Below are 24,390 nucleotides of genomic sequence, written 5' to 3' on the forward strand. Positions count from 1 at the left end.
AAGCCTGAAGACCGGCCATTGATCTGCCTGCCAGCCTTTCCCGCACAAAGACAAAAACGAGGAAATTCAAGATGAAATGCAATCAGACCTACCGTAAATCCGTCCGGCCTCAGTCCGCTCCTTCCGCTTCGTACCGCTAAAAGCCTGGCTTCGCGGCACTAATAAAATAAGGAGAGAGCCATGCTGCTGACCGTGCTCGGTTTTTCGATGGTCACCTGTTTCATGTACCTGATCATGACCAAGCGGCTGACTGCCCTGGTCGCCCTGATTGTGGTACCGATCGTGTTTGCCCTGATTGGCGGTTTCTATGCCGGCCTGGGCACGATGATGCTCGACGGCATCAAGACTCTGGCGCCGACTGGCGTCATGCTGACCTTCTCGATTCTTTACTTCGGCATCATGATCGACGCGGGACTGTTCGATTCATTGGTGCGCTGCATCCTGAAGATCGTGAAGGGTGACCCGCTGAAGGTCTTGGTCGGAACCACGATCTTGACCATGCTTGTATCCCTGGATGGCGACAGTTCCACTACTTACATGATCGTGGTCGCCGCATTCCTGCCGCTTTATCAGCGCCTGGGAATGAGCGTTCTGGGCCTGACCTGCGTGGTCAACATCGCAAACGGCATCATGAACATTTCCCCGTGGGGTGGTCCTACTGCCCGTGCTGCGGCTGCGCTGCATGTCGATGCAATGGACATCTTCCTGCCGATGGTGCCGTCGATGCTGCTGGGCTGCGCCTGCTTGCTCTTCATCGCAATTCTGCTGGGTCGACGTGAGCGTGCTCGCCTGGGCGTGGTTGCCGTGGATGATTTCCACAACGGCTCTATCGCGTTGGGTAATGGTTCGCATGAGGAGTGCGATCGCAATCGCCGTCCGCACATGTTCTGGCCCAACCTGTTACTCACTGCAACGATGATTGGCGTGTTGATGGCAGGTATCGTGCCGATTCAAGTGCTGTTCATGGTCTGCTTCGCCATCGCGGTGATGATCAACTACCCACATCTGGAGCAGCAGAAAGAGCGTATCTCCGCTCACGCGGGCAACGTTCTCGCGGTGACTTCGGTCATTTTCGCCGCAGGCATCTTCACCGGCATCCTTTCGGGTACCGGCATGGTCGATGCGATGGCGAAGGGGCTGTTGGCAGTCATTCCTGATGCGTTTGGCCCATACCTGGCGGTGTTCACTGCCTTGGTCAGCATTCCGTTCACCTTCTTCATGTCGAACGATGCCTTCTACTTCGGCATCTTGCCAGTGATCGCCCAGACCGCCGCTACGTACGGAATCTCGCATCTGGAGATCGCCCGGGCATCGGTGGTTGGTCAGCCTGTTCACTTGCTCAGCCCATTGGTGCCTTCGCTATATCTGCTGGTGGCGTTGGCAAAAGTCGACCTGGGTGACCACCAGCGCTTTGCGTTGAAATGGGCGCTCCTGGTGAGCATGGCCATGTTGGTAGGTGGCGTGATGTTCGGAGCATTCCCGGTCTATCACTCAGCTTCGTAAGTTGATGGCTGGCCGTCGGCTCTGCTGGCGGTTGGCTGTTGGCTGGGTTTCTGTTCTTCGGCAAGCCTGAAGACATGCGGTGGCTGTGCAGCCAAGAGAGCAAAACTATCTTGGATTCGCGTTCCGGTGGCGGCAAAAAGGGGGTACTGCAGCCTCTGCGCAAGGCTGCAACGTCTACACCCAGCATCCCCTCCTGACCTGGCTGCCGAGCTACCTTCAGCAAGAGCGGCATCTATTGCTGGAGAAATCGGTCTAGTGACTGCCATCCTGTATGCTGCTGCAGTCGTGCTATACATGGGGCTGGGCAACCTCATCGGCTGGTATCTGACTCGCGGTGGCGGGTTTAACTCAGGCAAGCGCCGTAACGTGATTGCGATCTCGATGCTGATTGATAACTGCATTTTTTCTTGTGCCGTTTGCTGAATCTACTGCATCGCTGGTTTTGATTACGTCGCTCACTTTGGCTGGCATCGCGTCGACTACTTCGCTGAACTTCTCTTTGCTCAAGGACCTGCTGCCAAGTACCGGTGACGTTGTCGGGCAGTTGCGTTCATTGTCGTTGGCGGAAACCTTTTCGGTGTGGCCGCTCCGAGCGCCACTGGGACGTTGTTCAAGCCACGAGTTCGTACAACTGGTCCTCATGATCGCAGGCATCCTCCTGGTGGCTGGTGCGTTTATTGCACTGCTATGACCCGTAAGCCAATGGTCTCGACATCTGTTAACGCCGAACTCCATTTGGAAATGAACCCGCAAAAGGCATAATGTGGGAGCTGTGGGGTTCGTCTGATGGGAGGAGCCCCACAATCCAACGCCCCAACTCGGAAAAGATATGAATTTGACGCCTCTTCAAGCCCGCGTGGCTCGCGATATCGTTGCCTATGTTCGCCAAGAGCAACTGGCTGCGGGGCATCATGTCTCGGAGCTAGGACTGGCTAAGGCTTTGAAGACGTCACGAACTCCTATCAAGATTGCTCTCAACTACCTTGCCGAGCGAGGATTGCTGAGTCAGGACCGCAATCGCGGTTTTTTCCTGGCCAAGCCCTATGATGATCTGGCTGAAATTGCCCAAGATTTGTCGGTCTCCATCGACGACCCGGTCTATCAGCAGATCGCGGTGATGCGACTGAACGGCCAGATTCCTGAGCAGTTTGCTGAAACGGACCTGATGCGTTTATTCAACATTTCACGCTATATGCTGCGAGGGGTTTTGAGCCGCATTCAACAAGAAGGCTGGATTGAGCAGCGTGCCGGCCAAGGCTGGCAATTCCTGCCGATGATCGACTCGGTCGAAGCCTACGAAGAAAGCTATTCCTTCCGAGCGATCATCGAGCCGGCGGGACTGCTTGCCCCAACGTTTATGATCGATACCGAAGCTTTGGCTCGCTGTAAAAAGCAGCAGCAATTCATTGCAGATGGCGGCTACCTGACCATGACTCCGCAGGAACTGTTCGAATCAAATGCTCAGTTTCACGAGACGCTTGCCAGCTTTTCCGGCAACAGATTTCACGTCCAGACGGTTCGTCGTCTCGACCAGCTTCGCCGTCTTGTGGAATACCGTCAGGCTAGCAAGCGCGCTCCTCGGCGAGGGCAGGCGGTTGAGCATCTCGCTATCCTTGCTTGTCTTGAAAAAGGTGATCGGCTTGCAGCAGCTGATCACATGCGTAAGCACCTGGAACAAGCTCGCCGGCATAAAGTTGCAGCTGAGTTATTCGAGGCAGGTGAGCTGCCAATCAAAGTTGCTTTTGAGTCGGATTGAGCTGGCAGTCTGGACCGCTTATTCTATTCAGTTGTCTTTCCGGTTTAAATTGCGCAGTGCTGGTTTTCATGTTCCAGCGTACGTTCATCCGGTCCATGTTGGTGATGTCTGGTAGAGGTGGTTATAGCGGAGTCGTTTGTTGGCGCCCGCTCAGCGATAATTTCTGGATGTTGCATCAGATAGGCCTCGAACGCACGAGCGATCTTGTAGCTATTGTAAGGGGCCCCTATCCATAAGCCAGCTAAAACAAACAATTGGAGGCCGGTATGCTAGCGATAGATTTACTAGGCCCTTGCTCATCAGCAGGTCCGAGTTGCTGGAGTAGTCAGTTCCGTTATTTCTGTGCGAATGGATCAGGTTCGCGGTCTAGCGGCATTCGTTTTGGGTAACCATCAATTGGCGGCTAACTGGCTCATCGAACCGGCCCTTGGCTTGGGGGGGGGCGCCCCCTGCAGTCTTCTTATGGATAACGAAGGGTATCGCCAAGTCTGCGAGTGCCTTGTGAGAATGGATTATGGTGTTTATTGATGCGCTGAGGACGTGAATGTGAGTTCCGGCGTTTGGATAGTAGGGTCCCGCTGCGGTGGCGGAGTGCTATGTAGGTTTGAACGGATGGATGAGGTGCACGAGAAGTGGAAAAACATGCGATACAGACTCGATTGTTTTGATCGTGGAGCAACATGATTTTCGTCATCCAGCTTTGACTCGTGCGGCCTGACGGCCTTCGCTGAGCGGATTGGGTCGTCCCATTCGCAGCAGATCTGTGACAGACAGAATCTGATGAGTAACAGTTTAGGGTGGCTGAAGAATTTCCGCTTCCTTTGTCCGGTCTGACCAGAAATATGCACAACGAAGCACATCATAGATGCGCAGGTTCATAGTATTTACTAATAAAAATCTTATCTTCATTAATCATTACTATTAATGGCAGCAATGGTAGTAGCTCACTACCTCTCGTCGCAGGATCGACCATTCTCAATCGAAAGGTCGTCTTATGAACTGGTCAGACCGCTGCGCTTAACGATTTGTATTTCACTTCTGGGTGCAAATAAAGTCAATTCAGCTGCAAATTCAAGCTCACAACGCTATTTACTCGAGGAGTGTGACCTGACCGGTCTAACCTGTTACGCCTGCTCGTGTAGTTGAGGGGCGTGCGAAGCTAGACCGGGCTGTCGTCCTATCAGTCTGGGTATAGGAAGTTAACCGTCGGTTGAATGTGATGGCGGCTTACAATTGCGCATTGCTCGCAGGCGAAGCGGGTGCGGGCGAACGTCATCCAAACGCATTACCTTCGGCTCCATCAGTCGGAGTGAGAGCAGCTTCTGAAGTCTCACATCGGCCCCTTTTCTGAGTCGCGGCTTCATTCTGCATTGTCACTCATTCATCACTCCCGGTCGGGGCGAGGGCATGCACTTGGCGAGCATGAAGGGCAGTGCATCGCGGGACGATTGAGCGTGTCGAAAAGGCACGTGAATTCTGCAAGCAGAGTAGCCTGCGGTCAGTACAACATCATGAATGTGTCAAGATTTATGCACTCTAGAGAAAACAAACCATGGTAAGTTAAAGTCAACGATGATTTAGAATCAGCGTCAAACTAAAAGACATCGTTAACGAAATGCTTTAGGATGTCCGACTGTTTTCATTAAATTTGAGGATCTCATATGTCCCGCCTGGCAGAATTCCGTCAGCTTGAGCAAAAATTGGCCGCCCAGCTGGCCGAGCTGGAAGAAATGAAAAGCTCTTCTGAGCTGCAGAAAGAAATCGAATTTGAGACCAAGCTGCGCGATTTGCTGAGCAAATACGGTTACAGCCTTCGCGACATTATCAACATTCTGGATCCGCAGGCGAACCGTCGTTCAGTCGCTCCTTCAGCGGCAGAAAAGTCCCCGCGCCGCGCCCGTCAGGTGAAGCAGTACAAGAACCCGCACAATGGCGAGATCATCGAAACCAAGGGCGGCAATCACAAGCTGCTTAAGGAATGGAAAGCCGAGTACGGATCCGAGGAAGTGGAAAGCTGGCTGCTCGCTAGAATCATCTTCCGAACGCAGACAAACCGCCTTCAAGGGCGGTTTTTTTATACATCCCAACCGCTGGCATTGAATCAAATTTCTACGTTTTCAATGGCTACACCCGATTGGACCGGGACGTCATGAGATGTAAGTGTGCTGAGATGGCAATCTGTCTCGATCATGCCTATCCAGAAACTCCAGCCAGCAGCGGTCAACGCAATCCTACCTCTGTTGGCAATCAGAGCGCGCCAGAAATCACCCCTCAAGCTTCCGCACGAGTCCGCCGAATTGCAGGGCGGGCTCCACATAGCGCAGCGCCGACTTCATGTCACTCCAGCCTACGTATTCCATCAAGGTCTTGATGTCCCAGCCTGAACTCGCCGCCCATGTGGCAAAGCCCCGCCGGATGGAGTGAGCGGTAAACGTTTGAGAGGGTAGGCCGCAGCGCTCTAGGGTGCCCCGAAGAAGGGGGATGAGACTGTGGGCAGCGAGAGGTCGATCGCTGATGTTGCCCCAACGATCAATGCCCCGGAATACGCCGCCGCGGGTGAGGCCAGAAGCTTCCAGCCAATTGAGGTATGCCTCCACAGGACATAGCTTGGTCAATGAAGGGGTTTTGTACTCCCTCCCGATATTTTGTCGATCCCCCTTGCTAGTTCCCAAGTAAAACCTTATCCCAACGTAGCGCTCGGCATGTGTGTTCTCGATGGTGAGCCTGGCGAGTTCGTCTCCGCGAAACCCTCTCCAAAAGCCGATCGTCAGCAGGGCGATATCGCGAGTCGCTTTGAGTAGGCTAGACATGTTGCCGGCAGCTCTTGCCTGAACAACCTCCTCCTGGAGATGCGCCACTGCCTTTTCGAGATGCAGCAATGCTAGGGGTGCCGCTTGCTTTTGCTGCACAGGGTGTAGTGCCCGAATGCCTTTTAACAATTGCCTGACCTTGGGTGCTTTAGTGGGGTCAGGGAATCCGTTGCTTTGATGCCAGTTGGCTAGGGCAGCCAAGCGCTGCTTGAGGGTACTGAGCGCCAGTTGGTCAGCGTACTCAGCGATATACCGTACCACTGACTCAGTGGTAGTGGGCAGATAGCCGCCCCAGGTCACCTCGTAGTGGGCGAGGGCAGCCGCATAGCTCTTCGAGGTGTTCTCTCGAATGCTCGCCTCTAGGTACCTCTCTGCCTTGCTGACCACTTCAACCACGCAATTTTCCCCGCTTCGAGCCATCAGTTGCTCGCTTTTACCATTTGTACGGCATTTCTAACCATTTTACTGCCGCTCAACGGCATGACAAGCCATAAACCTCGATTATGTCTTGCCAAAAACTAAGGAAAACTTTGTATCTAATGGTGTTAAAGTGGCACGTAATTACATGAAACGTAAAACGGTACGAAATCGTAGGGATAGACATGGCTAGAGGCGGCATTAACCTGGTACTGGTGCGCAAGGCTCGCGAGGCTCTGCTGTCGAGAGGGCAGAACCCTAGTATCGACGCGATACGCATCGAACTTGGAAATACCGGCTCAAAGACAACGATTCAGCGTTTTTTGAAGGAGATTGAATCACACGATCCCCGACCCTCGGCTTCGCCTTCGCGCTTAAGTGATGAACTCACGGAGCTGGTGAGCAAGATGCTTGAACGCCTGGTTGAGGAGGGAAACGAAGCCTTGGCGCGTGAGCGAGCCGCTTTTGAGCTGGAACGCAAAGCGCTGAAAGCTGAGAGCAGTACACTTCAAAGCAAGCTTGAGCAGTCGCAATTGGAGATGGCCAAGCTGCAGTCAGCCCTGCAGGCCCAGGGCGAAGAACTCAACATCGTTCAATCCAGCCTTCAAACTGAGATCACTCGAAACGCCCGGATCAGCCAGAGCTGCAGCGACCTTGAGATTCGCGTGCAAGAGAAGGACGCCCAGATCGAATCTTTGGAGGAGAAGCATACGCACGCCAGAGAAGCACTCGAGCACTACCGAATAGCAGTAAAGGAACAGCGCGACCAGGATCTAAACCGTCACGAAACTCAGATCTACCAGATGCAGCAAGAGGTGACAGTCCTCCAGCAGACGCTCATGGTTAAGCAGGAAGAGGCCACTCGACTGATTCGCGATAATGAGCGATTGATCGCCGAAAGCCGCCAGCACGCCAAGGAGGCCAGCCTGCATCGTGACGCTATCGAGCATCTGAGAGGCGACCTGGGTATTGCCAATGCTGCAACTGCTCGCGCGGAAGGGGCCAAAGAGCTGCTGGCTCACCAGCTCGAAACCAAGACCAAAGAGGCGAGCGAGGCACGCTCCAAAAACTTGGAGGTACAGCAGAGAGAAAGGGATTTGGTACAGAAGCTCGCAATCGCAGAAGCTGAGATCAAGGAACTGCGGGCCTCGGACGATACGGATATTGCTCGAGAGTGAACTGGCCATGAAGGGTGAAGAGCTGACGGCCTCCCGCGAGAAGATCGCCACGTTGGTGTTGATGTGGACAAGTATCAAGAGCGAGCTTCGGCAGGCTGAGGCAGAGTTGAGCAAGGTGAGATATCAGCTTCAGGTAAGCGCTACGGCACACTGATAGGCCATTTTGTTCATTGCTGAAACCTTTCAATGGTTAGCGATCGTCTAGGCGCGACCAAAGGCTCATTACGACTGTAACTGGAAGCGCTATCATCTCGCCATTCGCTCAAGAGGGGCCCTCTGGCCGGCCAATTCCGGCACTCCCTTGGGCATAACGACAAGGAAGGTTGCGCATGGACGACATCGTTCAGCCCCTCACGCACCAAGACGAAACCCCTCCTAAAGAAGTGAAGATCCTGGCCACCTTGGTGGCGAAGCTGAACCTTGCCGACTTCCAGAACGCCATTCCCGTGATTCGCGAGCTTCGCATCTCGAACGAGACAGAAGACCGCTTCGTCAATGCGACCCTGACGTTGACCTCGGAACCTGAAGTGTTCAAGGCCAAGGTCTGGCGGATCGATGAGGTTGCGGCAGACAGCTTCCGAATCATTCCAGGGCTTGATTTGGTGTTGGACGGCCCGTTACTTAGCCGCTTGACCGAAGCAGAGCTATCGACTTTTTCTTTCGTGCTCGAGGCCGATGACAAAGAAGCAGAGGGCGGTAGGAAGGAGATTGCCCGTTTCGAGCAGGTCGTAGACCTGCTGCCCCGAAATCAGTGGGGTGGTTTGCGGCATATTCCGGACATGACGGCCGCCTTCGTCCAGCCGAATGATCCGGCTGTCGAGCGTCTGCTGAAGCAGACAGCTGACTTGCTTCGTCAAAGTGAACTGTCCTCGTCACTGGACGGATATGAGGGTGGCGCCAAACGAGCCTGGCAATTGGCGTCTGCAGTGTGGAGCGCCGTTGCACGGATGAAGCTCGACTATGCATTGCCGCCCGCAAGCTTTGAACAGTCTGGTCAAAAGGTGCGCAGCCCCAGCCAGATTGCCGATACCGGCTTGGCTACCTGTATGGATCTGACCCTGCTGTTCTGCGCCGCCTTGGAGCAAATCGGCCTCAACCCGGTAATCGTATTCACCCGTGGACACGCCTTCGCGGGCCTGTGGATGAAGCCTGAAGAGTTCACCACTGCCCTTGTCGATGATGTGACGGCGGTGCGCAAACGGGTGAAGCTGCGGGAGCTGGTTCTATTCGAAACTACGCTCAGTACGCAGAATCTCGTTCCAACTTTCTCCTACGCGGTGGAGAGAGGTGAAAAACAGATTGCCGAAGACGCGGATAGCGAGTTTGAAATGCTGCTCGACATTCGCCGGGCTCGACTGCAGCGGATCAAGCCGCTTGCGAGTGCTGAGGCTCAGATCGCGCGGATTGCTGATGAGATATCGGACGATGCTCCAGCCCTCCTGGTCGAAGACGGAGCGGGTATTCCAGACGAGAGACACGAGGTGGTCGTCGAAGATCTTTCGAAGCTCGACCCAGCCGATCGTCTTGGTCGTTGGCAGCGTAAGCTCCTGGATCTCTCTCTTCGAAACAACCTCCTGAACTTCAAGACGGGCAAGCGGGCGCTGAAGCTAGAGTCCCCAGACCCGGGTGCTCTTGAGGACGTACTGGCCAGTGGTCAGTCGCTGAAGCTGCTCACCCGTCCAGACCTCATGGATGGTGCTGATCCGCGGGAGCTTGCTCTTTACGAGCAACGTGAACATGAGGATGTTCGTCGCCGGCATGCGGAAGACGCCCTCAAGCGTAGAGAGGTGTTCGTTGCCCTGAAATCTAATGAGATGGATGTGCGACTCACTGAGCTTTACCGCGGGGCTCGTACAGCCTTGCAGGAAGGTGGCTCGAACACACTCTTCCTGGCTATCGGTTTCTTGAGCTGGACGCGTGAAGACAGGGAAGGGCAGAAGTACAAGGCGCCTCTGGTTCTGGTTCCCGTCACGCTGGAGCGCAAGAGCGCTCGATCCGGGTTCACCATGGTGCTCCACGATGATGAGCCACGCTTCAACCCGACGCTGATTGAGATGCTCCGGCAAGACTTCGAGTTGGGATTGGGCTCCCTGGAGCATGAGCTGCCGCGGGACGATTCAGGTCTGGACATCGCCGGCATCTGGAACAAAGTTGGTCACGCTATCAAGGACATTCCTGGCTGGGAGCTGAGCGAGGATGTCGTGCTGTCGATGTTCTCGTTTGCCAAGTACCTCATGTGGAAGGATCTGGCCGAGAACGCCGAGCACCTACGGCAGAGCCCAGTGGTTCAGCACCTCCTGGATACGCCGCGCGATTCGTTCGTTTCGGACACCCCGTTCCCAGATGCGCAGTCGCTGGATCGTGATTACGGCCCGACGGATGTTTTCTGTCCGCTGCCTTCTGACTCGTCTCAACTAGCAGCTGTGATGGCGGCAGCCAAGGGCAAAGACTTCGTGCTCATCGGCCCGCCCGGTACCGGCAAGAGCCAAACGATCTCCAACATGATCGCTCAGTCGATTGCCCAAGGGCGTCGAGTGCTGTTTGTCTCGGAGAAGATCGCGGCGCTGGATGTTGTGTACCGTCGACTACGTGAGATTGGCCTGGGCGAGTTCTGTCTTGAGCTTCACTCGAGCAAGGCTCGAAAGACCGACGTCCTTGCCCAGCTGCAATCTGCCTGGGAAGCCAAGGGGCAAGTGGATTCCGCGGCATGGGAGGTTGAAGCGCAGCGCCTTGCCACGCTACGCGATAGCTTGAATATTTACGTCGAGCGCCTGCACCGGCGCCATCGCAACGGTTACACCATCTACGATGCGATTGGCACGGTCACCTCGGGTGGCGATGAAGCTGTTGCGCCGGTTGGCTGGGCTTCACCTGACACGCACGACCAGAAAGCCATGCTTGAGCTTCGTGAATTGGGCGATCGCCTCGAAGTGAACGCGCATGCCGTGGGGTACAGCCAGCTTACTGGCAATGCGTTGGCCACGATTGGTCAGGCGGAATGGTCACCCCATTGGCAACAACAGCTCGTGCAGGCTGCTCGAGATGTGCTGCCTGCCGTGCTGGATGTGCAGCGTGCTGCTGATCGATTCGTAGAGCTAGCCGGGCTCCCAGCTACGGATTACACCCCGACTGCACTGGAGGGGCTGTCAGTCCTTTCCCAGGCACTCCCTGCGGCTGCAGGACAAGATTGGCGATTCGCATTGCGTCCTGATGCTCGTTCGATTTCCCAGCGGTTGAGCGATGGTTGTGCGTGGGTTGAACAGCATCGAGAGATCAACGCCAAGCTATCCGCTCTCTGGCCCTCGCGAGTTATCGCAGATGCAAAGCAGGGTATCGAGTTACTACAGCAACGTCGTACCACTTTTGGTGAGCTCAGCGCAGCCTGGCCAGAGAGTGTCACCGATGAGCTTGCTCAGGCGGTGGCACTGCTTGGCCAAATAGTAGAGCTCAAGCATCAGCTCAGTGCGACCTATGGCGATGTGATTGAGTCGCTCGACATTGATCTGTTGCTGCGTGAGTGGAAGGAAGCAGAGGAGGCGTTCTGGCCAAAATCCTGGTTCGGAAAGCGTCGTATCGCAGGTTTGTTGGCTCCGTCTCAAACCACTTCGGGTGAAGCCGATCACGGTAAAGATCTGGCTACTTGGGCAGAGATCCGCGCCGTGCGCCGCGCAATTGATGAGCTCGAACCCGGGCACGAGTGCGTTGCCGTTTGGCAAGGTTCAAAGTCTGACGCTGAGCAGATCTCGACGTCGATCAAGCTTCAAGAGGCCATTCGGCTCCAGCAAGCTGACTTGGCCTGGATCGATGAGGGGTTCCAGTTGGTCGAGCAGGGCCAGCTGGGAGACGCATTGAAGGAAGAGCTCCGGCGGCTTCGCACGCTGACTCGTCTTGATAGCGATATGGCCGCGCTGTCCGAACTTGGCTCGAGCACTCAACAGCTGTGGTGCGGTGAGGGCACTAACATTGATCACCTTACCGCAGCACTGCGTTTCCAGTCTGAGCGTCGAGATATCGAAGAGCGCGGTCGCCTCGTTGATGATCACTCCGAAGTAGCAGAGGGCCGTTGTGGATCGTTGCTGAAGGGTGACTTCGATCTGCTGAAACAGCGGGCAACGGTTGAGCGTGATTTGGCCGACTTGGCTGACCTGCGGGAGTTGGTGCCTGTCTGGAGCGAGCTGAAGACCAAGCTGGAGATAGCTCGTCAGGCCGTGGTGTTCCAGGGGAAAATAGCGACTGCTGTCGCGAAGCTCGCGCTGAACCCGGAGCAGATTGCTGCTTACAAGGCGCCTCTGCAAACACTGTTGGGCGATGGCAACGCGCTGCTGCAGTCGGAAGGTGCCATCTCACTTGCTGGCGCTGCCCTGCGTGAAAAGCTTGGGCTGCTGGAGGAGCGTTCATCGCACCTGACGTCGATAGGCCACTTCACCGAATCAGGTACTGATGAGACCGCTCACCTGTCATTGAGTGACCTCAAGAAAAGCTGCGAGACCGTAGTTTCTTCTGAGGCGCGACTCAAGGCTTGGTGTTCCTGGAGAAAGGTGCGCGATGAGGCCTTCGCCGTTGGCCTCTCGCCGATTGTTCAGGCCATGGAAAGCGGAGCGATCACCTCCGGGAAAGTCCGTCGCGCCCTTGAGGTGAATTACGCTCGCTGGTGGCTGAATACCACTGTCGACAACGAGGAGGTCATTCGGACGTTCGTCAGCGTCGAGCACGAACAACGCATTCGCGACTTCCGCGCGCTGGATGACAAGTTTACCGAGCTGACGAAGGACTGGCTCCGGGCGCGGCTGTGCGCTGACCTGCCAAGCCAGGACAGCGTGAGTCGCTCCTCTGAGTGGGGCCTGCTGCGGCATGAAATGGGCAAGAAGACTAAGCACATTCCATTACGGGAGCTCATGACTCGAGCACCCGAGGCGCTGACGAAGCTGACACCTTGCTTGCTGATGAGCCCGCTTTCGATCGCTCAGTACCTACCGCCGGCTTCGACCCCGTTTGACATCGTCATTTTCGACGAGGCCTCTCAGATCCCAGTCTGGGATGCGATTGGTGCGATGGCGCGAGGGAAGCAGGTTGTCATGGTGGGCGACCCGAAACAGCTCCCGCCGACCTCGTTCTTCGACCGTGCTGAGTCTACGGCTGATGATGAGGATGTCGAAGCAGATCTGGAGAGCATCCTGGATGAGTGCATCAGCGCAAACCTACCGATGCGAAACCTGAACTGGCACTACCGTAGCCGCCATGAGAGCTTGATCGCCTTCTCGAACCAGCGTTACTACGGCTCGAAGCTTGTGACCTTCCCATCGCCGTTCACAGCTGACAAGGCTGTGCGATTGTGCCCAGTGGCAGGTGTCTACGACAAGGGCGGCTCACGTACCAACCTGATCGAAGCAAGAGCCCTAGTTGCTGACCTCGTCACTCGCCTTCAGTCGCCGTCTTTCCGTGAGAGCCGTCGTACCGTGGGAGTCGTCACGTTCAACGGTGAGCAGCAGAAGCTCATCATGGACATGCTTGATGAGGCATGCCGGAAGGATCCGTCGCTCGATTCGTATTTCGCTGAGTCTGAGCTCGAGCCTGTGTTCGTGAAGAACCTGGAGAGTGTGCAGGGCGATGAGCGAGACATCATCTACTTCTCGACCACCTACGGGAAAGACGCTGCTGGCGCGATGTCTATGAACTTCGGCCCGATGAACCGTCCAGGTGGCGAACGCCGACTCAACGTTGCAATCACGCGTGCTCGCCAAGAATTGGTGCTGTTCTCGACCCTGCGCCCAGAGCACATTGACCTTGCTCGGACGCAAGCCGTCGGGGTGCGCGACCTGAAACACTTCCTCGAGTTCGCCGAGCGTGGGCCGCAGGCGTTGGCAGAGGCTAACTTTGGCAGCGTAGGTGGATTCGACAGCCCGTTCGAAGAGGCGGTCGCAGCTGCTTTGGCCAAGAAGGGCTGGCAGGTTCATACCCAGATTGGTGTCTCCTCCTTCCGAATAGACTTGGGTGTTGTACACCCTGATGCTCCAGGACGATTCCTCGCCGGCGTCGAATGCGACGGTGCTACCTATCACCGAAGTGCGACTGCGCGTGATCGCGACAAACTGCGGGAATTTGTATTGCGGGGACTTGGCTGGGAGATCGTGCGGATCTGGTCGACCGACTGGTGGGTTGATGCCGTAGGGACTGCAGAAAAGGTTCATCAAAAATTGACGGAGCTACTCGCTGAGTCGAGAGCCAAGCAAGCCGTCATTGATGCTGCGCATGAGGCGGAGCGCCTGAAAGTCGATGCTGCTATGGCTGAAGTCATTGAGGTGGTGGATCAGGTGGCTGTTGTAGCTTCGACTTCAGTTGCCGAAGCCAATGATCCGTCTGGCGCAATGCCAGAGTTGAAGTACGCGAGAGCTGCCGCGGCTCAAGCAGCAGAAGATACCGTGATTCCTTATGTGCCAGTGGAGCACCTGGTTTACAAGGAAGCAGACCCTGCCGAGGCTGTGGAAGCGGTTGATCCAGACCGATTCTTCGAACCGAGCTACACAGCTACCTTGGAGCAGATGATTGCCCATGTGGTAGCAGAAGAGGGGCCTGTGCTCGATATGGCGCTTGCACGGCGTATAGCGCGTGCTCATGGCTGGGTTAGAACGGGCTCGCGCATTCGTGATCGCGTCGATCAAATAGCGCGGGCACGATTCCGATCCCATGAAGAGGAGCAGGCAGGAACATTCTTCTGGCCGACTCATCTCGACTCGGATATGAACGTTGTCTTCCGTAGGCCGGGTGATGACGATGCCATTCGCCCACTCGCTGAAATCTGCTTGCCTGAACTACGTGCCTTGGTAGATGAAATGACCAAGCATGGTCACGTAGGAGAGGGGCTGGTTTACGCGGTGGCCAAGGAAGCCGGGGTCGGTAAGCTTGCCCACGCGGGCCGTCAGCGTATCGAAAAAGCGATAAAGCGGATTGCTGAGTGATACTCGAAAGGGGCGCATTACCAGCGCCCCTTTTCGAGTCAGGGTGTAGCACTGGTGCTTCGAATTGCGCTGCTTCTGTGCATACACCAAGGCTAATTTGTAGAGGCAGAACAAGTCAGCAGCGAGATCGTACGCTGATGACCTGCAAGCCGTCATTTGCCGCGCGGTTTACCAGCATCGCTCCGTTTATCGCGGACTTGACCGTCCTTGTTGCGAGACCGTGGTTGTTCACCACCGCCAGGCTTTGGAACGTTCACGTTGGGGTTGAGAGGGCGACGATCTGTCATACGGAATCTCCTTCATCCAGCAATGTGAGATACAAGAGGTTTGCAGTAAATCGTGAGCCGCGCAGAAAGTCATAAACACATCATGTAGTGTTTTTCTTTCTGCGTGACACAACATAATGCGCTTAGCTGGTGTTCGCAAGCGTTTTGGATCCCTTTGAGTGTCAAAATTTTACGCCCGTCCGACGTGCCGACGATTCGATGGCGTATGCTAATGTGCCATCACGCATTCGGTATGGAGCCTCGTGATGGGTTGGAAAGGGACTGTAAGATCGCTGCAGGCATCAGCCAGACGAGCTGAGCGCAACGCTCATCGTCGGCAACGTGAGCTCGAGAAGCGGCAAAAAGAGTTCGATAAGATGGAGGCTCTAGAGCAAGCAGCGTACGAGGTAGAGGTCTATGAAAATCACATCGATCTCCTGCTTTCCATGCACAAAGAATGCGCTGAGCCGGTGCAATGGAAGAAGATCCTCTCAACGCCAGAGCCAAGGCAACCCTTGAAGGCCGGATCGCTCGAGCAAGCCGCACATCATGCATCTGCTACTTATCGCCCTAACTTCTGGGCACGGCTTTTCAAGCTTGAGCGTCGGCAGCGCGAAGCGCTTTTGGTGAGAATCGGCGTTGCCGCTGCCGAAGACGAAAGACTGTTTCAGGCAGAGCTTGATGAATGGAAGACTGCACACGACGACTGGGCTGAGGAGCGTGATATTGCTCTGCGTATCCTCGATGGTGACCGCCAAGCGAAGCTTGATGCTATTGAGGCTTTCGAGTCTTTGGAGGAAATCTCACACCTAGGCTCATCTATCCAGATGATCGTCCATGAGGGCGGAGTTCTGGAAGCGAAGCTGGCCATCCACGGTTCACACGTTATCCCTTCCGAAATCAAGTCTCTACTCAAAAGCGGCAAGCTCTCAACCAAAGCGATGCCAGCTGGACGTTTCAATGAGCTCCATCAGGATTACGTCTGCAGCTGTGCTTTGCGTGTGGGAAGAGAGTTGTTGGCCATCCTCCCGGACGACCTAGTGATCGTGACGGCGATGGATAACGTGCTCAACAGTTCGACAGGGCATATGGAGGATCAACCGATTCTCAGCGTCGCATTCTCTCGGATCGCAGTCGATGGCCTGAACCTTGAGGCAATTGATCCGTCAGACGCGATGAAGAACTTTGTGCACAATATGAACTTTAAGAAGGGTACTGGCTTCTCTGCTGTATGTTCCCTGGACTCCGAAAGGTTTGCCGTAAAAGTATAAATACAGGTAACTCCTATCCAGCCATCGCATGGATTAGAAACCACTAATTCTCAGTATTGATTCAGAAGTATCGACAATTTGAATGGGTGCGATTTGTGACAATTTCAGACGACCAAAAAATACGAATTTCGGGAATGTGGGACACACTAAAGAGATATGATGGCTATATATCTACGGTTAATTTTCGCTGTGGACTCATAGCGTCGTTCTCAGCCGCGGTCTTCGGCGGAGTGCTACTAAAAGCCGATGCAATACTGAAGTCTGGAATGGAAAGCAATTATCTGCTTGCTGGCTTGCTGGTGTTGTTAGCGTTTCTTGCTCTCCTGAGCATATATTGGGTTATAAAGACGATTTGGCCCGATTTGTCAACCAATGCCGGTGGGGCGAATAAGCCATCATTGTTTTTCTTCGGTTCGGTGGCCAAGGAATTCAACGCATTGACATATGCCTCGGAAGCGGCAGGTCGATCCATAGAGGAATTTGAAAAAGATCTGGCGATTCAGGTTCACGAGGTCGCTCAAGTAACTTTAAAAAAATTCCAAGTGGTATCGAAGGCGGCCAATTGCGTCAAATGGTGCTTGTTGGTTATGGGGTTGATCGTTCTAGTTGTTGTCATGGACAGTTTAGGAGTTAAATTATGTCTTCGCTGAAAAGTGTCTACAAATCGTTCGATTCAGTTTTCGAACGGTCAATCCCTAAAAGCACGCCTGTGTTCGATTCTGCCTTTGAGTCGTATGGGGCTAGGTCACCACGAGTATTGAATGAGCGTCAGACAATCCTCGCCAAGTCTAATATTGCTGAGGCGGAGTACGGTATTCAAGAAGCGATTAGAGGTTTATTTGGTAAAAAGAGAACGAATGCGCATAGTATAGGTGGTCATCCTGACTTTGATCATCTGGCGGAGTCTGAATCTACGGAGCGGGGGTTTAATGTTTCGCTGTTCATGGATATCAAAGGCTCGACAAAGCTCGGCCTGATATACAGTCCTGAAGAAGTGTTCTTTATCAAAAATAGCATAATTCGGTGTGCTATAGAAACTATCAGGGCTTTCGATGGTCATGTGCACCGAATTATGGGTGACGCAGTTCTGGCATTCTTCCGCTCAGATGGTGAGTCGGCGCGCAACGCGGCCATTGATGCTCTGAATTGCGGGTGCTATTTAGTGGAGTTTATGCGGCAACATGTTGCGCCGAAGCTTCGAGAGAATGATGTAGATGATGTCGGTATTCGCGTTGGTATTGATTATGGTCAGCATGATGATGTGCTATGGGGCATGTATGGCTATCAAGGCTCGTCAGAGGTGACTGCAACATCATTTTTCGTTGACGTTGCGGCAAAGCTTCAGCAGAGCGCACCTCGAAACAGGGTCATGATAGGCGAATCGATTAGGACGCTACTCGACTTGCATGATGAACTGTTAGAGCCCAAATGGGTAAATAACAAAGAGTCAATTGAGCGATACATTCTTCCCAATTATACTGGTAATGACGGGCGACCAGTAAATTACCGGAAGCATGTTTTAGTGCAGAAAAAGTACTTTGATTTACTGCCGAAGCCAGAGTGGAGCGAATCTCCTATCCAAATATCTGCTTTGCTCAAGCCAAGGGCTGATGTTGTGTATGCAGATCCTGAGCACTATCATGCTTGCTCACGTGCCATTCCAAAAGGTGCGGGCATTGAGTTCAAAGCCAGGTTCGTGATTGCAGGGAATCCGGATAATGTGAGAGTGCGATTCCGAGTTAAAAACCACGGCGAAGAGGCTGGCGCGGATAACACCTATCACGAAGACATTGAGGCGAAATTCAATCGAGAGCGACAGGAGTATTGGGCGGGTTATTGGCGGGATGCTATGTATACAGGACTCCACTACATGTCGGTATCGGTGCTAGTGGACGATAGAACGATAATCCCAGAGCAAGATTTTGGCGTTTATATTGGGGTGCCAATATAAGCTTTTTAACAAGAGAGCCTAGTTTATGCCGCAGGCAGGATTCGCTGGTCAAGCGCACGCGACGCTTGGGTGATTCGAGGATTGTTCAGGCATGACAGCCCCCAATATTAAGCTCGCAGTAACATCGCACCTGGATCCAGCCCAATGGTGCGTCGGGCTCGGGGCGGGACGCGGCTCAAGTATTTGGAATTTGGTAGAATAGGTGAAAGGCCACCGCCCGCTAGTTTAGTATATCTAGGGAAAGATTTACTCACCAAGCCATTGAGGGAAACTAATGTCTCATCTAGCCGAGACCAATGGGCGGTCTGAAGCGGGCGAGGGCGACCAGGCGCATGGGAGAGGTGCAGAGTTTGCTGGCACCCCGAAGGGGTACAAATGTACTCCTCCCCAGGTTCAGGGCTATTTGTCGATCATATACACCGCTAACGGCTTGGCTTTGAGTTAGCTACTCGATAACCAAAATGCTCGCGGGAGCAAACTACCAGAGAGAGGGGAACAGAAAATCTATCGAATGCCGCGAAAGCTTCAGGGATACCGACTGACGGCAGTCCAAAGTGATCAACCCCTCTAAACACATCAGGCTTAGTAGGCTGTGCGTGGTAGCCTCATCGAGACCCAGGCGCGCACGGATATCGGCGCGTTGCTGGTCACCCAGGCAGAGAAGCGTTTTGTAGATATCACGGCACTTAATCTGCAGTTCATGCAGGTGCTCGCCCTTACTGGCTGACAGTACGCGGCGGCTCCGCATCTCAAAATAGCCGTCGATCCGATCATTTAGCCTTTCCGGCTCCAGCAGCTTACTGAAGTACTGCAACTGTTCCAGTGCTGTCTCAGTGAAGAATCTAGTCCAGCGCAGCAAACCGCTATCCGAAAGTTCGCCACGGCCGTCTAATCCGCCTTGGCGCTGAGCATCCGCAGCGCGCAGCATCTCGTAATAGGCGGCGATATTGCGAGCGAACCCACGGCTCATGGACCACAAGCCAGACCCACTCAAGCCAGAAGCCTTGAGGTACTGATCTGTGAATAGGCGGCCCGTACGTCCATTGCCGTCCATGAATGGGTGGATCCACATCAGGCGGTGGTGCGAGGCAGCAGCGGCTAAGAGCCGCGATTGCCCATGGATCCAATCTAGACGGTACACGCGCGCAAAGTCGTTTAGGTGCAACTGCATCTGCTGCGAAGTAGGGGGGATGTGTTGGCCAACGCGGACCTCACATTTGCGAAATTCACCAGGGACCATGCGCGCGGAAATCGCTGGCTCGAATGATTGCATTTCCAGCATCCGTTCAGGCACGCCAACATAGAGTTCGCGATGTAAGCGTGCGATTGTGACCTTCGCACACACGGTGACTTTGTTGATTGGCTCATTGACGAGCCGGCGCTGGGCGTCAATGAGCCGTTTAACCTCTTGCAGGCCTTGGTCGCCTTCGATCTCATGAGGACTATCCTCGGCCCTCAGAATGTCGATCGGTGCGCTTGAGTTCCCCTCGATCTTGTTGCTGTAGTACGAATTTACAAGCTGTACCAGGTTCATCATAGGCACGCGTAATGGGACTGGAATCCCGGTGTGAAGAGCCTCGTCGAGCCTTAATGATCTGAATGATTTGTTCCAGCAGTTCCTCCGTGGCCTTGTCTTGGGTGATGTACGGAGTGAATGCCATTGCCACATTGTCCTTTGCACAGCTAGTTACCAAGGCTTAGAACGTTTCAAAGCTTTCTCTTTGCCGGGTAGTGGATGGTCATGTCAACGCCAGAGTAATCAGCTGTGGCAGTATTTTCTCAGCAGGGCCTATCAGCATGATCTCGTTCGGCCCATTCATGGATACATCTACGTTATTGACGTGTACGACCACTGCACCAGAAGCTATCGCGATATCTGGTAAGTCAGCAGCAGGCCTTACCACACCGGATGTCCCGATAGAAAGCATGACGTCACACTGTCGTGCTGCTCGGCTGGCGGTTTTCCATGCGCCTGGCGGAAGATCTTCACCAAACCACACCACAGCTGGACGCAAGCGGCCGTTGCATCGTCGGCAGCGGGGCGGTTCTATCAATGCGCCTTCCGCTGGAATGCTCGGAAATTCCAGCGATCCCGCGACGAAGCGATGACAGGTGAAACACTTGGGAAGCGTCAGGCTGCCATGGAGATGAAGCACGTCCTGATTGCCCGCCCGCTCGTGCAGGTCATCAACGTTCTGAGTGACCACAGTGACATTCCGACCGCTGCCAGATAACCGGTGGATCGCCTGATGTGCCGCATTGGGCAGAGCTTGCGTGACCTGCTGGCGCCGCCATAGGTACCAGCCCCAAACCAGCGCCGGATTTTCGCGAAATGCCTTCGCGGTTTCTAAGCGTTGAGGGTCTTGGCGCTCCCACAACCCGGTTAGTCGGTCGCGAAAAGTCGGAATGCCGCTGCCGGCAGAAACGCCAGCGCCGGTAAACACCATGATATGTTGCGCATCCCGCAATGCGTCTGCCGCTTTTGCTAAGGTGTCCATGAGCATTCATCATCGTAACGCGTGGTAGGGAAGGCTGCCAGGAGAGCGGCCGCGGGAGGCATCGGATCAGTGAACAGCCAATTCGATGGCCTTGCGCCGAAAAACCCAAGTGTGGAGGCTTCACCGTTCAACGACGGTGTGCGTTCCTGCATCAAAAGTGCGCGTACAACTGCGGTTCGTCAGCAGACTTAGGTGGAGGGGCCGTGCTGGTGATTCGCGCTTTCAGGTTTCGCGCCGAGTACAACGCGTGTGACCGTTTCCGCAGGCGTAAATCGAGATCCCCTAATTTGTAGGTGGCCACCGCAGTCTCGTAAATCACTGCGCTTTGCGAGGACTCAAGTCCACGGTGAATCACTATCTTACGAAGCTCTTCCAGGCTCCAGTGCGGACGTCCGGTGATGGAAGGAGGGCATAGCATTTGTACCTGCGCGATCTCGACGCCCGTTGCCTGAGACAGGAAGACGTTGAGTTCGTAGGCATCTTCAACCACAGCTGCTCGCTCGCTCTCACCGTTGAAAAGCGGCCGCAAGGTTACCCAAAAGCACATCCCTTCAATTTCACAATAGGAACCCGTACGGACAGTACGGGTGTGAGATTCGGACAAATAGATCAAAACGGGCTCCACTGAGCGCTGCATACCCCTAGGCGACCAGTCACCAGGGCTGGAAAGCTCAAATTATCCCACAATGAACACTATAGATTGTAGCCCTATCGTGTTCGATAGCGCTTCATCATTCCTTTTATGAGGAATGATGATGGAAATCCGTGAGTCCCTGGGTGAAGCACTGCGGCGCATGCGCATTCTTCACGGCCTGACGCAGGAAGATTTTGGAGTAGTCAGTAGTAGGACCTACGTCAGCACCCTCGAACGCGGACTCAAGGCGCCAACTATTCAAAAAATTGAAGAGTTGGCCGGCCGCATGGGGGTCCACCCACTCAGCCTCATCGTATCTGCATATCTCATCCAGAATCCGGATGTGGGCATCGACGGGCTCATCAAACAGGTGAAAAAAGAGGCGCTCAAGCCTTGACCGTAGATCCACAGCCTAAAATGAGCGCTATAGTGTTCACGCCGCCCTGAATCGATTACCATCGCTGCTCACTGAAACCCCCTTCGGGGAGCAGCGTAGCTATGCGTAGATGATTCCATGGCTAAGGTGGCCCCTTCTACATCCAAATGCCTATGGCCACCGCCGCTGCTCCCCATTTTTCAATTGGCCTGTACAGGACACCGTGTCGAGAATCGTGGAAGATTCCTGACTAGCACTGCCGAAGACTGCCGGCCAGAAGCCTGGATGGAGGAGGGCGTCGCTAAATAAAGCGGTTTTGTCTCTTGGTTATAGCGAGCGAGCCGCGGCGATGGGCCTAGCTACGAGCACCGCTAGCCATGCAAGACCCCATCTATCTCGTCCTGTGCGGCTTGAACAACCGCGTCGGGGTCGGAGGATATGATGTCCTTCGGCAGCTTACCGCCCAGATACGAATTGGATGATTCGAACCATAACGCCATGCCCCAGCCATTCAGCCTGGTGGCCAGCACAGCGATGACGCGCTGCATTCCCTGGGCCGCATTGGCCAAGGCGCAGGCATCGATGGCAAAACGTGAAAAGTACTCCACGCCCTCGTAGTTGATAGAGAAGATCACACCGTCTAAATACCGGCCAGGAGTGCCGGCGCTGAGTTGCTCAGCTAACGCCGGCAACAGCGCATTTAGCTCAGCCCAGGTCAACCAATCTCCGCTGGCCATGACTCTGGATTGTGCCTTTGACTGGAAAATCGCCTCTCGGCCGGCAATATTCCTCGCCTGTCGAATTTCGCGCATCTGCGAGACCCTCCTTAAGAATCAGGGGGTAGGGGATGTCAGCAACCCGTTCTGAGCTGCCCGCTGAGAGATAGACCACCACCAATTCGGATCCACCGGCTGACTGAGGGTCGACCAGTCAACGGCGGCCGGTGTCCTGGAAGTAGTCGTCCTGGGCAACCAGGCCCAAATTACCGTCCTCAGCCGTCGGTTCATCACTGAACAGCTGTTGAAGGCGACGCTCCTGCTTCACGTACGCCAGGGTCTGGAAAAAGTAGTGCTCGCAGAGGTGTACCTCGAATCGCTGGCCGTCGTGTTCGCTGCCATACCCCCAGCGGGCTTGTAGGGTTCCATACTGGTAACTGCCCGCAGCCAGGCGCGTAGAACTACCGCAGACGTCACACGTGACATCAGTGATGCACTCAATCTCGACCCGCCCGGTAATTTTCACTGTGAATTCCTAGAAAATGGCTTCGTGCCATGTTGGACGGCAGGCTGGCGATCGGCGACCAGGTGATTCGAGTTCAACCGCGGTCACGCATGCCAATGCGCTTAACCGAATGTGCGCGCTCCTGATCATGCGAGTGATAATAGGTGTTCTGGGTTGTACTGAGGTTGCTGTGACGCAAGTCTTCCTGCAGGTCCTTAGGATTGCGCAGCGGCGCGTCAAAGGTGGCGGAGGTGTGACGCAGCCAGTGCGCGGACGCACAGCGCAGACTTTCCATCTCGTGGTTCGCGCGGCCTTCGCTGCGCATCTTCTCTACGGCTTTATCAAACACGGTTTGGAGGAGGGCGCGGATCTGCCGATCAGACAAACCGGCGCGGCCGTTGAGCGTGGTGATCAGCGGCGTAGTTTCTCCTGAATGAGGTAGCTCGGGAAGTCCCAGGAATCGCCGATAACGTTTCAAATAGCGCTCTACGTAGATATCCCGCACGGCAATCTTCGCCGCCTTGTTGCCTTTACCCACCGCGAAGTACCACCAATTGCCTTCATCATCTAAGCGGAAATCACCCATGGTGGGTTTCCAGTTTTTGCGACCGGCGAGATCGGAAACCCGCAGGTACATGGCGAACAGCGTAGCAACAATAAATAATGTTCGCTCATGCCGCTCCGGTTCGGCGTTCGCCATTGCTTCAACGGTATCCAGGACAAAGTCCCACTGCAGCGGCGTAAGTGCCCGCGAAGAAGAAACTTCAAGTTCTTGCGTAGAAAAACGGCTGCCTTTCTTGAGGAGCCGAAACGGATTCGTTTGGGCGAAGCCATCTTCAATCAGAAATTCATAGAAGCGACTGCAGACGGTAAACACCTGGTTCAACGTGCCATTCGCAGCATGATACTCCTGGGTGCTCGGAGTTTCTGCAGCTATTACTTTGCGCGACTTGAGATTAAACGGATGCCATTTGGGGTTGGGGATGTAAGCCTCGCGAGCGTCGAGCGCGTGCGGGTTACTAACAAACCGGCTGCGGGTTACCGGACCCATCCAGTCATCTGGCGGGTTTCGACAGAAGTTCAGATAGTCTTGGGCATCCTGGCGTTTGAGTTGATTCAGCGGTTTGCCTTGGATCAGCAGCGCCCACAGTAGTAAGCGCTCGGTATGACTGCGGTACGAGTTGAACGTCTGGGCGTTGTCGGAAAAGGCGCGCAGGAACGCACGTACCGCGGCGTAGCCGCGGTCAGCCTCCAGTGCGGCGTCACACTCGCCCAGAAAGGCGCCGACGCAGGCCAGCGGTGAGCCGTGCAAACTGAAGTCTTGCTCGATGAAGTTATCGTGGGTTTCGAACAAGGGTTGGGGTGCGCGCGCCATGAAATACCAGCCAGAATTTTGAAGACAATAGACTTCCAGTTATGACAGTAATCGGAAGTCAGAAGCATTTTGGTCAGAATGATCTCAACCGATCGATGGTACCCGCCAGGCCTTAAACACGCAACGTACCCATGGACGCTTGGGGCAACGATAGTCAGCATTCAAGGATTCACATTGA

At 54.6% G+C, this 24,390-nt stretch carries 16 protein-coding genes and 2 pseudogenes; 11 read left to right on the forward strand and 7 right to left on the reverse strand.

The features are described 5' to 3' along the window. Positions 1 to 183 precede the first annotated feature (183 nt). The 5 genes and pseudogenes from SB765_RS01330 to SB765_RS01350 form a co-directional block, all read left to right on the forward strand. Complete coding sequence (locus tag SB765_RS01330; RefSeq protein WP_027609230.1) at positions 184 to 1,503, forward strand: CitMHS family transporter; 1,320 nt, start codon at positions 184 to 186, stop codon at positions 1,501 to 1,503. 255 nt (positions 1,504 to 1,758) lie between these two features. Then, entirely contained in the window at positions 1,759 to 1,926 is a 168-nt protein-coding gene (locus tag SB765_RS01335; RefSeq protein WP_155951524.1) for a hypothetical protein, read from the forward strand. 406 nt (positions 1,927 to 2,332) lie between these two features. Then, positions 2,333 to 3,259 carry a GntR family transcriptional regulator gene (locus tag SB765_RS01340; RefSeq protein ID WP_027609231.1) on the forward strand — a complete coding sequence of 309 codons (927 nt, stop codon included), beginning with the start codon at positions 2,333 to 2,335 and terminating at the stop codon, positions 3,257 to 3,259. A 348-nt stretch (positions 3,260 to 3,607) separates the two neighbouring features. Then, positions 3,608 to 3,787, forward strand: coding sequence for an antitoxin Xre/MbcA/ParS toxin-binding domain-containing protein (locus SB765_RS01345; RefSeq protein ID WP_050580661.1), 180 nt, complete (start codon positions 3,608 to 3,610; stop codon positions 3,785 to 3,787). Between the two features lie 1,133 nt (positions 3,788 to 4,920). Then, positions 4,921 to 5,280: pseudogene (locus tag SB765_RS01350) on the forward strand (histone-like nucleoid-structuring protein, MvaT/MvaU family); the annotation flags it as partial. A 243-nt stretch (positions 5,281 to 5,523) separates the two neighbouring features. Here the strand turns inward: SB765_RS01350 and SB765_RS01355 are convergent. After that, complete coding sequence (locus SB765_RS01355; protein WP_027609232.1) at positions 5,524 to 6,465, reverse strand: tyrosine-type recombinase/integrase; 942 nt, start codon at positions 6,463 to 6,465, stop codon at positions 5,524 to 5,526. A 206-nt stretch (positions 6,466 to 6,671) separates the two neighbouring features. On the opposite strand from SB765_RS01355, the gene SB765_RS01360 reads away from it, so the two are divergent. The 5 genes from SB765_RS01360 (at position 6,672) to SB765_RS01380 (ending at position 18,108) form a co-directional block, all read left to right on the forward strand. Beyond that, on the forward strand, positions 6,672 to 7,664 hold the full coding sequence (locus tag SB765_RS01360) for a DNA-binding protein (protein WP_033693255.1): 993 nt from the start codon (positions 6,672 to 6,674) through the stop codon (positions 7,662 to 7,664). Between the two features lie 329 nt (positions 7,665 to 7,993). Continuing rightward, the gene (locus tag SB765_RS01365) at positions 7,994 to 14,620 is read left to right on the forward strand and encodes a DUF3320 domain-containing protein (protein WP_027609234.1); all 6,627 of its coding nucleotides are present in this window, start codon (positions 7,994 to 7,996) and stop codon (positions 14,618 to 14,620) included. Between the two features lie 532 nt (positions 14,621 to 15,152). Beyond that, a complete protein-coding gene (locus SB765_RS01370; RefSeq protein WP_027609235.1) occupies positions 15,153 to 16,157 on the forward strand; it encodes a hypothetical protein in 1,005 nt (334 codons plus the stop codon). Between the two features lie 266 nt (positions 16,158 to 16,423). After that, the gene (locus SB765_RS01375; protein ID WP_027609236.1) at positions 16,424 to 16,807 is read left to right on the forward strand and encodes a Pycsar system effector family protein; all 384 of its coding nucleotides are present in this window, start codon (positions 16,424 to 16,426) and stop codon (positions 16,805 to 16,807) included. Next, positions 16,795 to 18,108 carry an adenylate/guanylate cyclase domain-containing protein gene (locus tag SB765_RS01380; RefSeq protein WP_410930799.1) on the forward strand — a complete coding sequence of 438 codons (1,314 nt, stop codon included), beginning with the start codon at positions 16,795 to 16,797 and terminating at the stop codon, positions 18,106 to 18,108. Before SB765_RS01375 ends, SB765_RS01380 begins: the two co-directional genes overlap by 13 nt. A 478-nt stretch (positions 18,109 to 18,586) precedes the next feature. Here the strand turns inward: SB765_RS01380 and SB765_RS01385 are convergent. The 3 genes and pseudogenes from SB765_RS01385 to SB765_RS01395 all read right to left on the reverse strand — a co-directional run bounded on the left by SB765_RS01385 (position 18,587) and on the right by SB765_RS01395 (position 21,219). Beyond that, positions 18,587 to 19,769 (reverse strand): annotated as a pseudogene (locus SB765_RS01385) (Fic family protein). A gap of 78 nt (positions 19,770 to 19,847) precedes the next feature. Beyond that, on the reverse strand, positions 19,848 to 20,606 hold the full coding sequence (locus SB765_RS01390) for an SIR2 family NAD-dependent protein deacylase (RefSeq protein ID WP_027609238.1): 759 nt from the start codon (positions 20,604 to 20,606) through the stop codon (positions 19,848 to 19,850). 151 nt (positions 20,607 to 20,757) lie between these two features. Next, positions 20,758 to 21,219: a hypothetical protein gene (locus tag SB765_RS01395; RefSeq protein WP_176431015.1), complete on the reverse strand. Its 462-nt coding sequence runs from the start codon at positions 21,217 to 21,219 to the stop codon at positions 20,758 to 20,760. Positions 21,220 to 21,361: 142 nt separating this feature from the next. Here SB765_RS01395 and SB765_RS01400 point away from each other — a divergent pair, with 142 nt between their 5' ends. Next, positions 21,362 to 21,637 carry a helix-turn-helix domain-containing protein gene (locus SB765_RS01400; protein WP_027609240.1) on the forward strand — a complete coding sequence of 92 codons (276 nt, stop codon included), beginning with the start codon at positions 21,362 to 21,364 and terminating at the stop codon, positions 21,635 to 21,637. 350 nt (positions 21,638 to 21,987) lie between these two features. Here SB765_RS01400 and SB765_RS01405 read toward each other — a convergent pair whose 3' ends face one another. The 3 genes from SB765_RS01405 to SB765_RS01415 all read right to left on the reverse strand — a co-directional run bounded on the left by SB765_RS01405 (position 21,988) and on the right by SB765_RS01415 (position 24,212). Then, the gene (locus SB765_RS01405) at positions 21,988 to 22,428 is read right to left on the reverse strand and encodes a hypothetical protein (protein ID WP_033693257.1); all 441 of its coding nucleotides are present in this window, start codon (positions 22,426 to 22,428) and stop codon (positions 21,988 to 21,990) included. Between the two features lie 118 nt (positions 22,429 to 22,546). After that, complete coding sequence (locus SB765_RS01410) at positions 22,547 to 22,858, reverse strand: hypothetical protein (protein WP_027609242.1); 312 nt, start codon at positions 22,856 to 22,858, stop codon at positions 22,547 to 22,549. 73 nt (positions 22,859 to 22,931) lie between these two features. Then, positions 22,932 to 24,212 (reverse strand): tyrosine-type recombinase/integrase, encoded by a 1,281-nt coding sequence (locus tag SB765_RS01415; RefSeq protein ID WP_027609243.1) that lies wholly within the window; start codon positions 24,210 to 24,212, stop codon positions 22,932 to 22,934. Positions 24,213 to 24,390: the final 178 nt, after the last annotated feature.

Source organism: Pseudomonas sp. SIMBA_067 (genome assembly GCF_046534675.1).
Lineage (GTDB): Bacteria > Pseudomonadota > Gammaproteobacteria > Pseudomonadales > Pseudomonadaceae > Aquipseudomonas > Aquipseudomonas putida.

Bases quoted from the DNA above. Each gene is read 5' to 3' on its own strand.
- SB765_RS01340 (WP_027609231.1), top strand. From the start codon at position 2,333: ATGAATTTGACGCCTCTTCAAGCCCGCGTGGCTCGCGATATCGTTGCC.
- SB765_RS01345 (WP_050580661.1), top strand. From the start codon at position 3,608: ATGGATCAGGTTCGCGGTCTAGCGGCATTCGTTTTGGGTAACCATCAA.
- SB765_RS01360 (WP_033693255.1), top strand. From the start codon at position 6,672: ATGGCTAGAGGCGGCATTAACCTGGTACTGGTGCGCAAGGCTCGCGAG.
- SB765_RS01365 (WP_027609234.1), top strand. From the start codon at position 7,994: ATGGACGACATCGTTCAGCCCCTCACGCACCAAGACGAAACCCCTCCT.
- SB765_RS01370 (WP_027609235.1), top strand. From the start codon at position 15,153: ATGGGTTGGAAAGGGACTGTAAGATCGCTGCAGGCATCAGCCAGACGA.
- SB765_RS01375 (WP_027609236.1), top strand. From the start codon at position 16,424: ATGGAAAGCAATTATCTGCTTGCTGGCTTGCTGGTGTTGTTAGCGTTT.
- SB765_RS01380 (WP_410930799.1), top strand. From the start codon at position 16,795: ATGTCTTCGCTGAAAAGTGTCTACAAATCGTTCGATTCAGTTTTCGAA.
- SB765_RS01390 (WP_027609238.1), bottom strand. From the start codon at position 20,606: ATGGACACCTTAGCAAAAGCGGCAGACGCATTGCGGGATGCGCAACAT.
- SB765_RS01400 (WP_027609240.1), top strand. From the start codon at position 21,362: ATGGAAATCCGTGAGTCCCTGGGTGAAGCACTGCGGCGCATGCGCATT.
- SB765_RS01405 (WP_033693257.1), bottom strand. From the start codon at position 22,428: ATGCGCGAAATTCGACAGGCGAGGAATATTGCCGGCCGAGAGGCGATT.
- SB765_RS01415 (WP_027609243.1), bottom strand. From the start codon at position 24,212: ATGGCGCGCGCACCCCAACCCTTGTTCGAAACCCACGATAACTTCATC.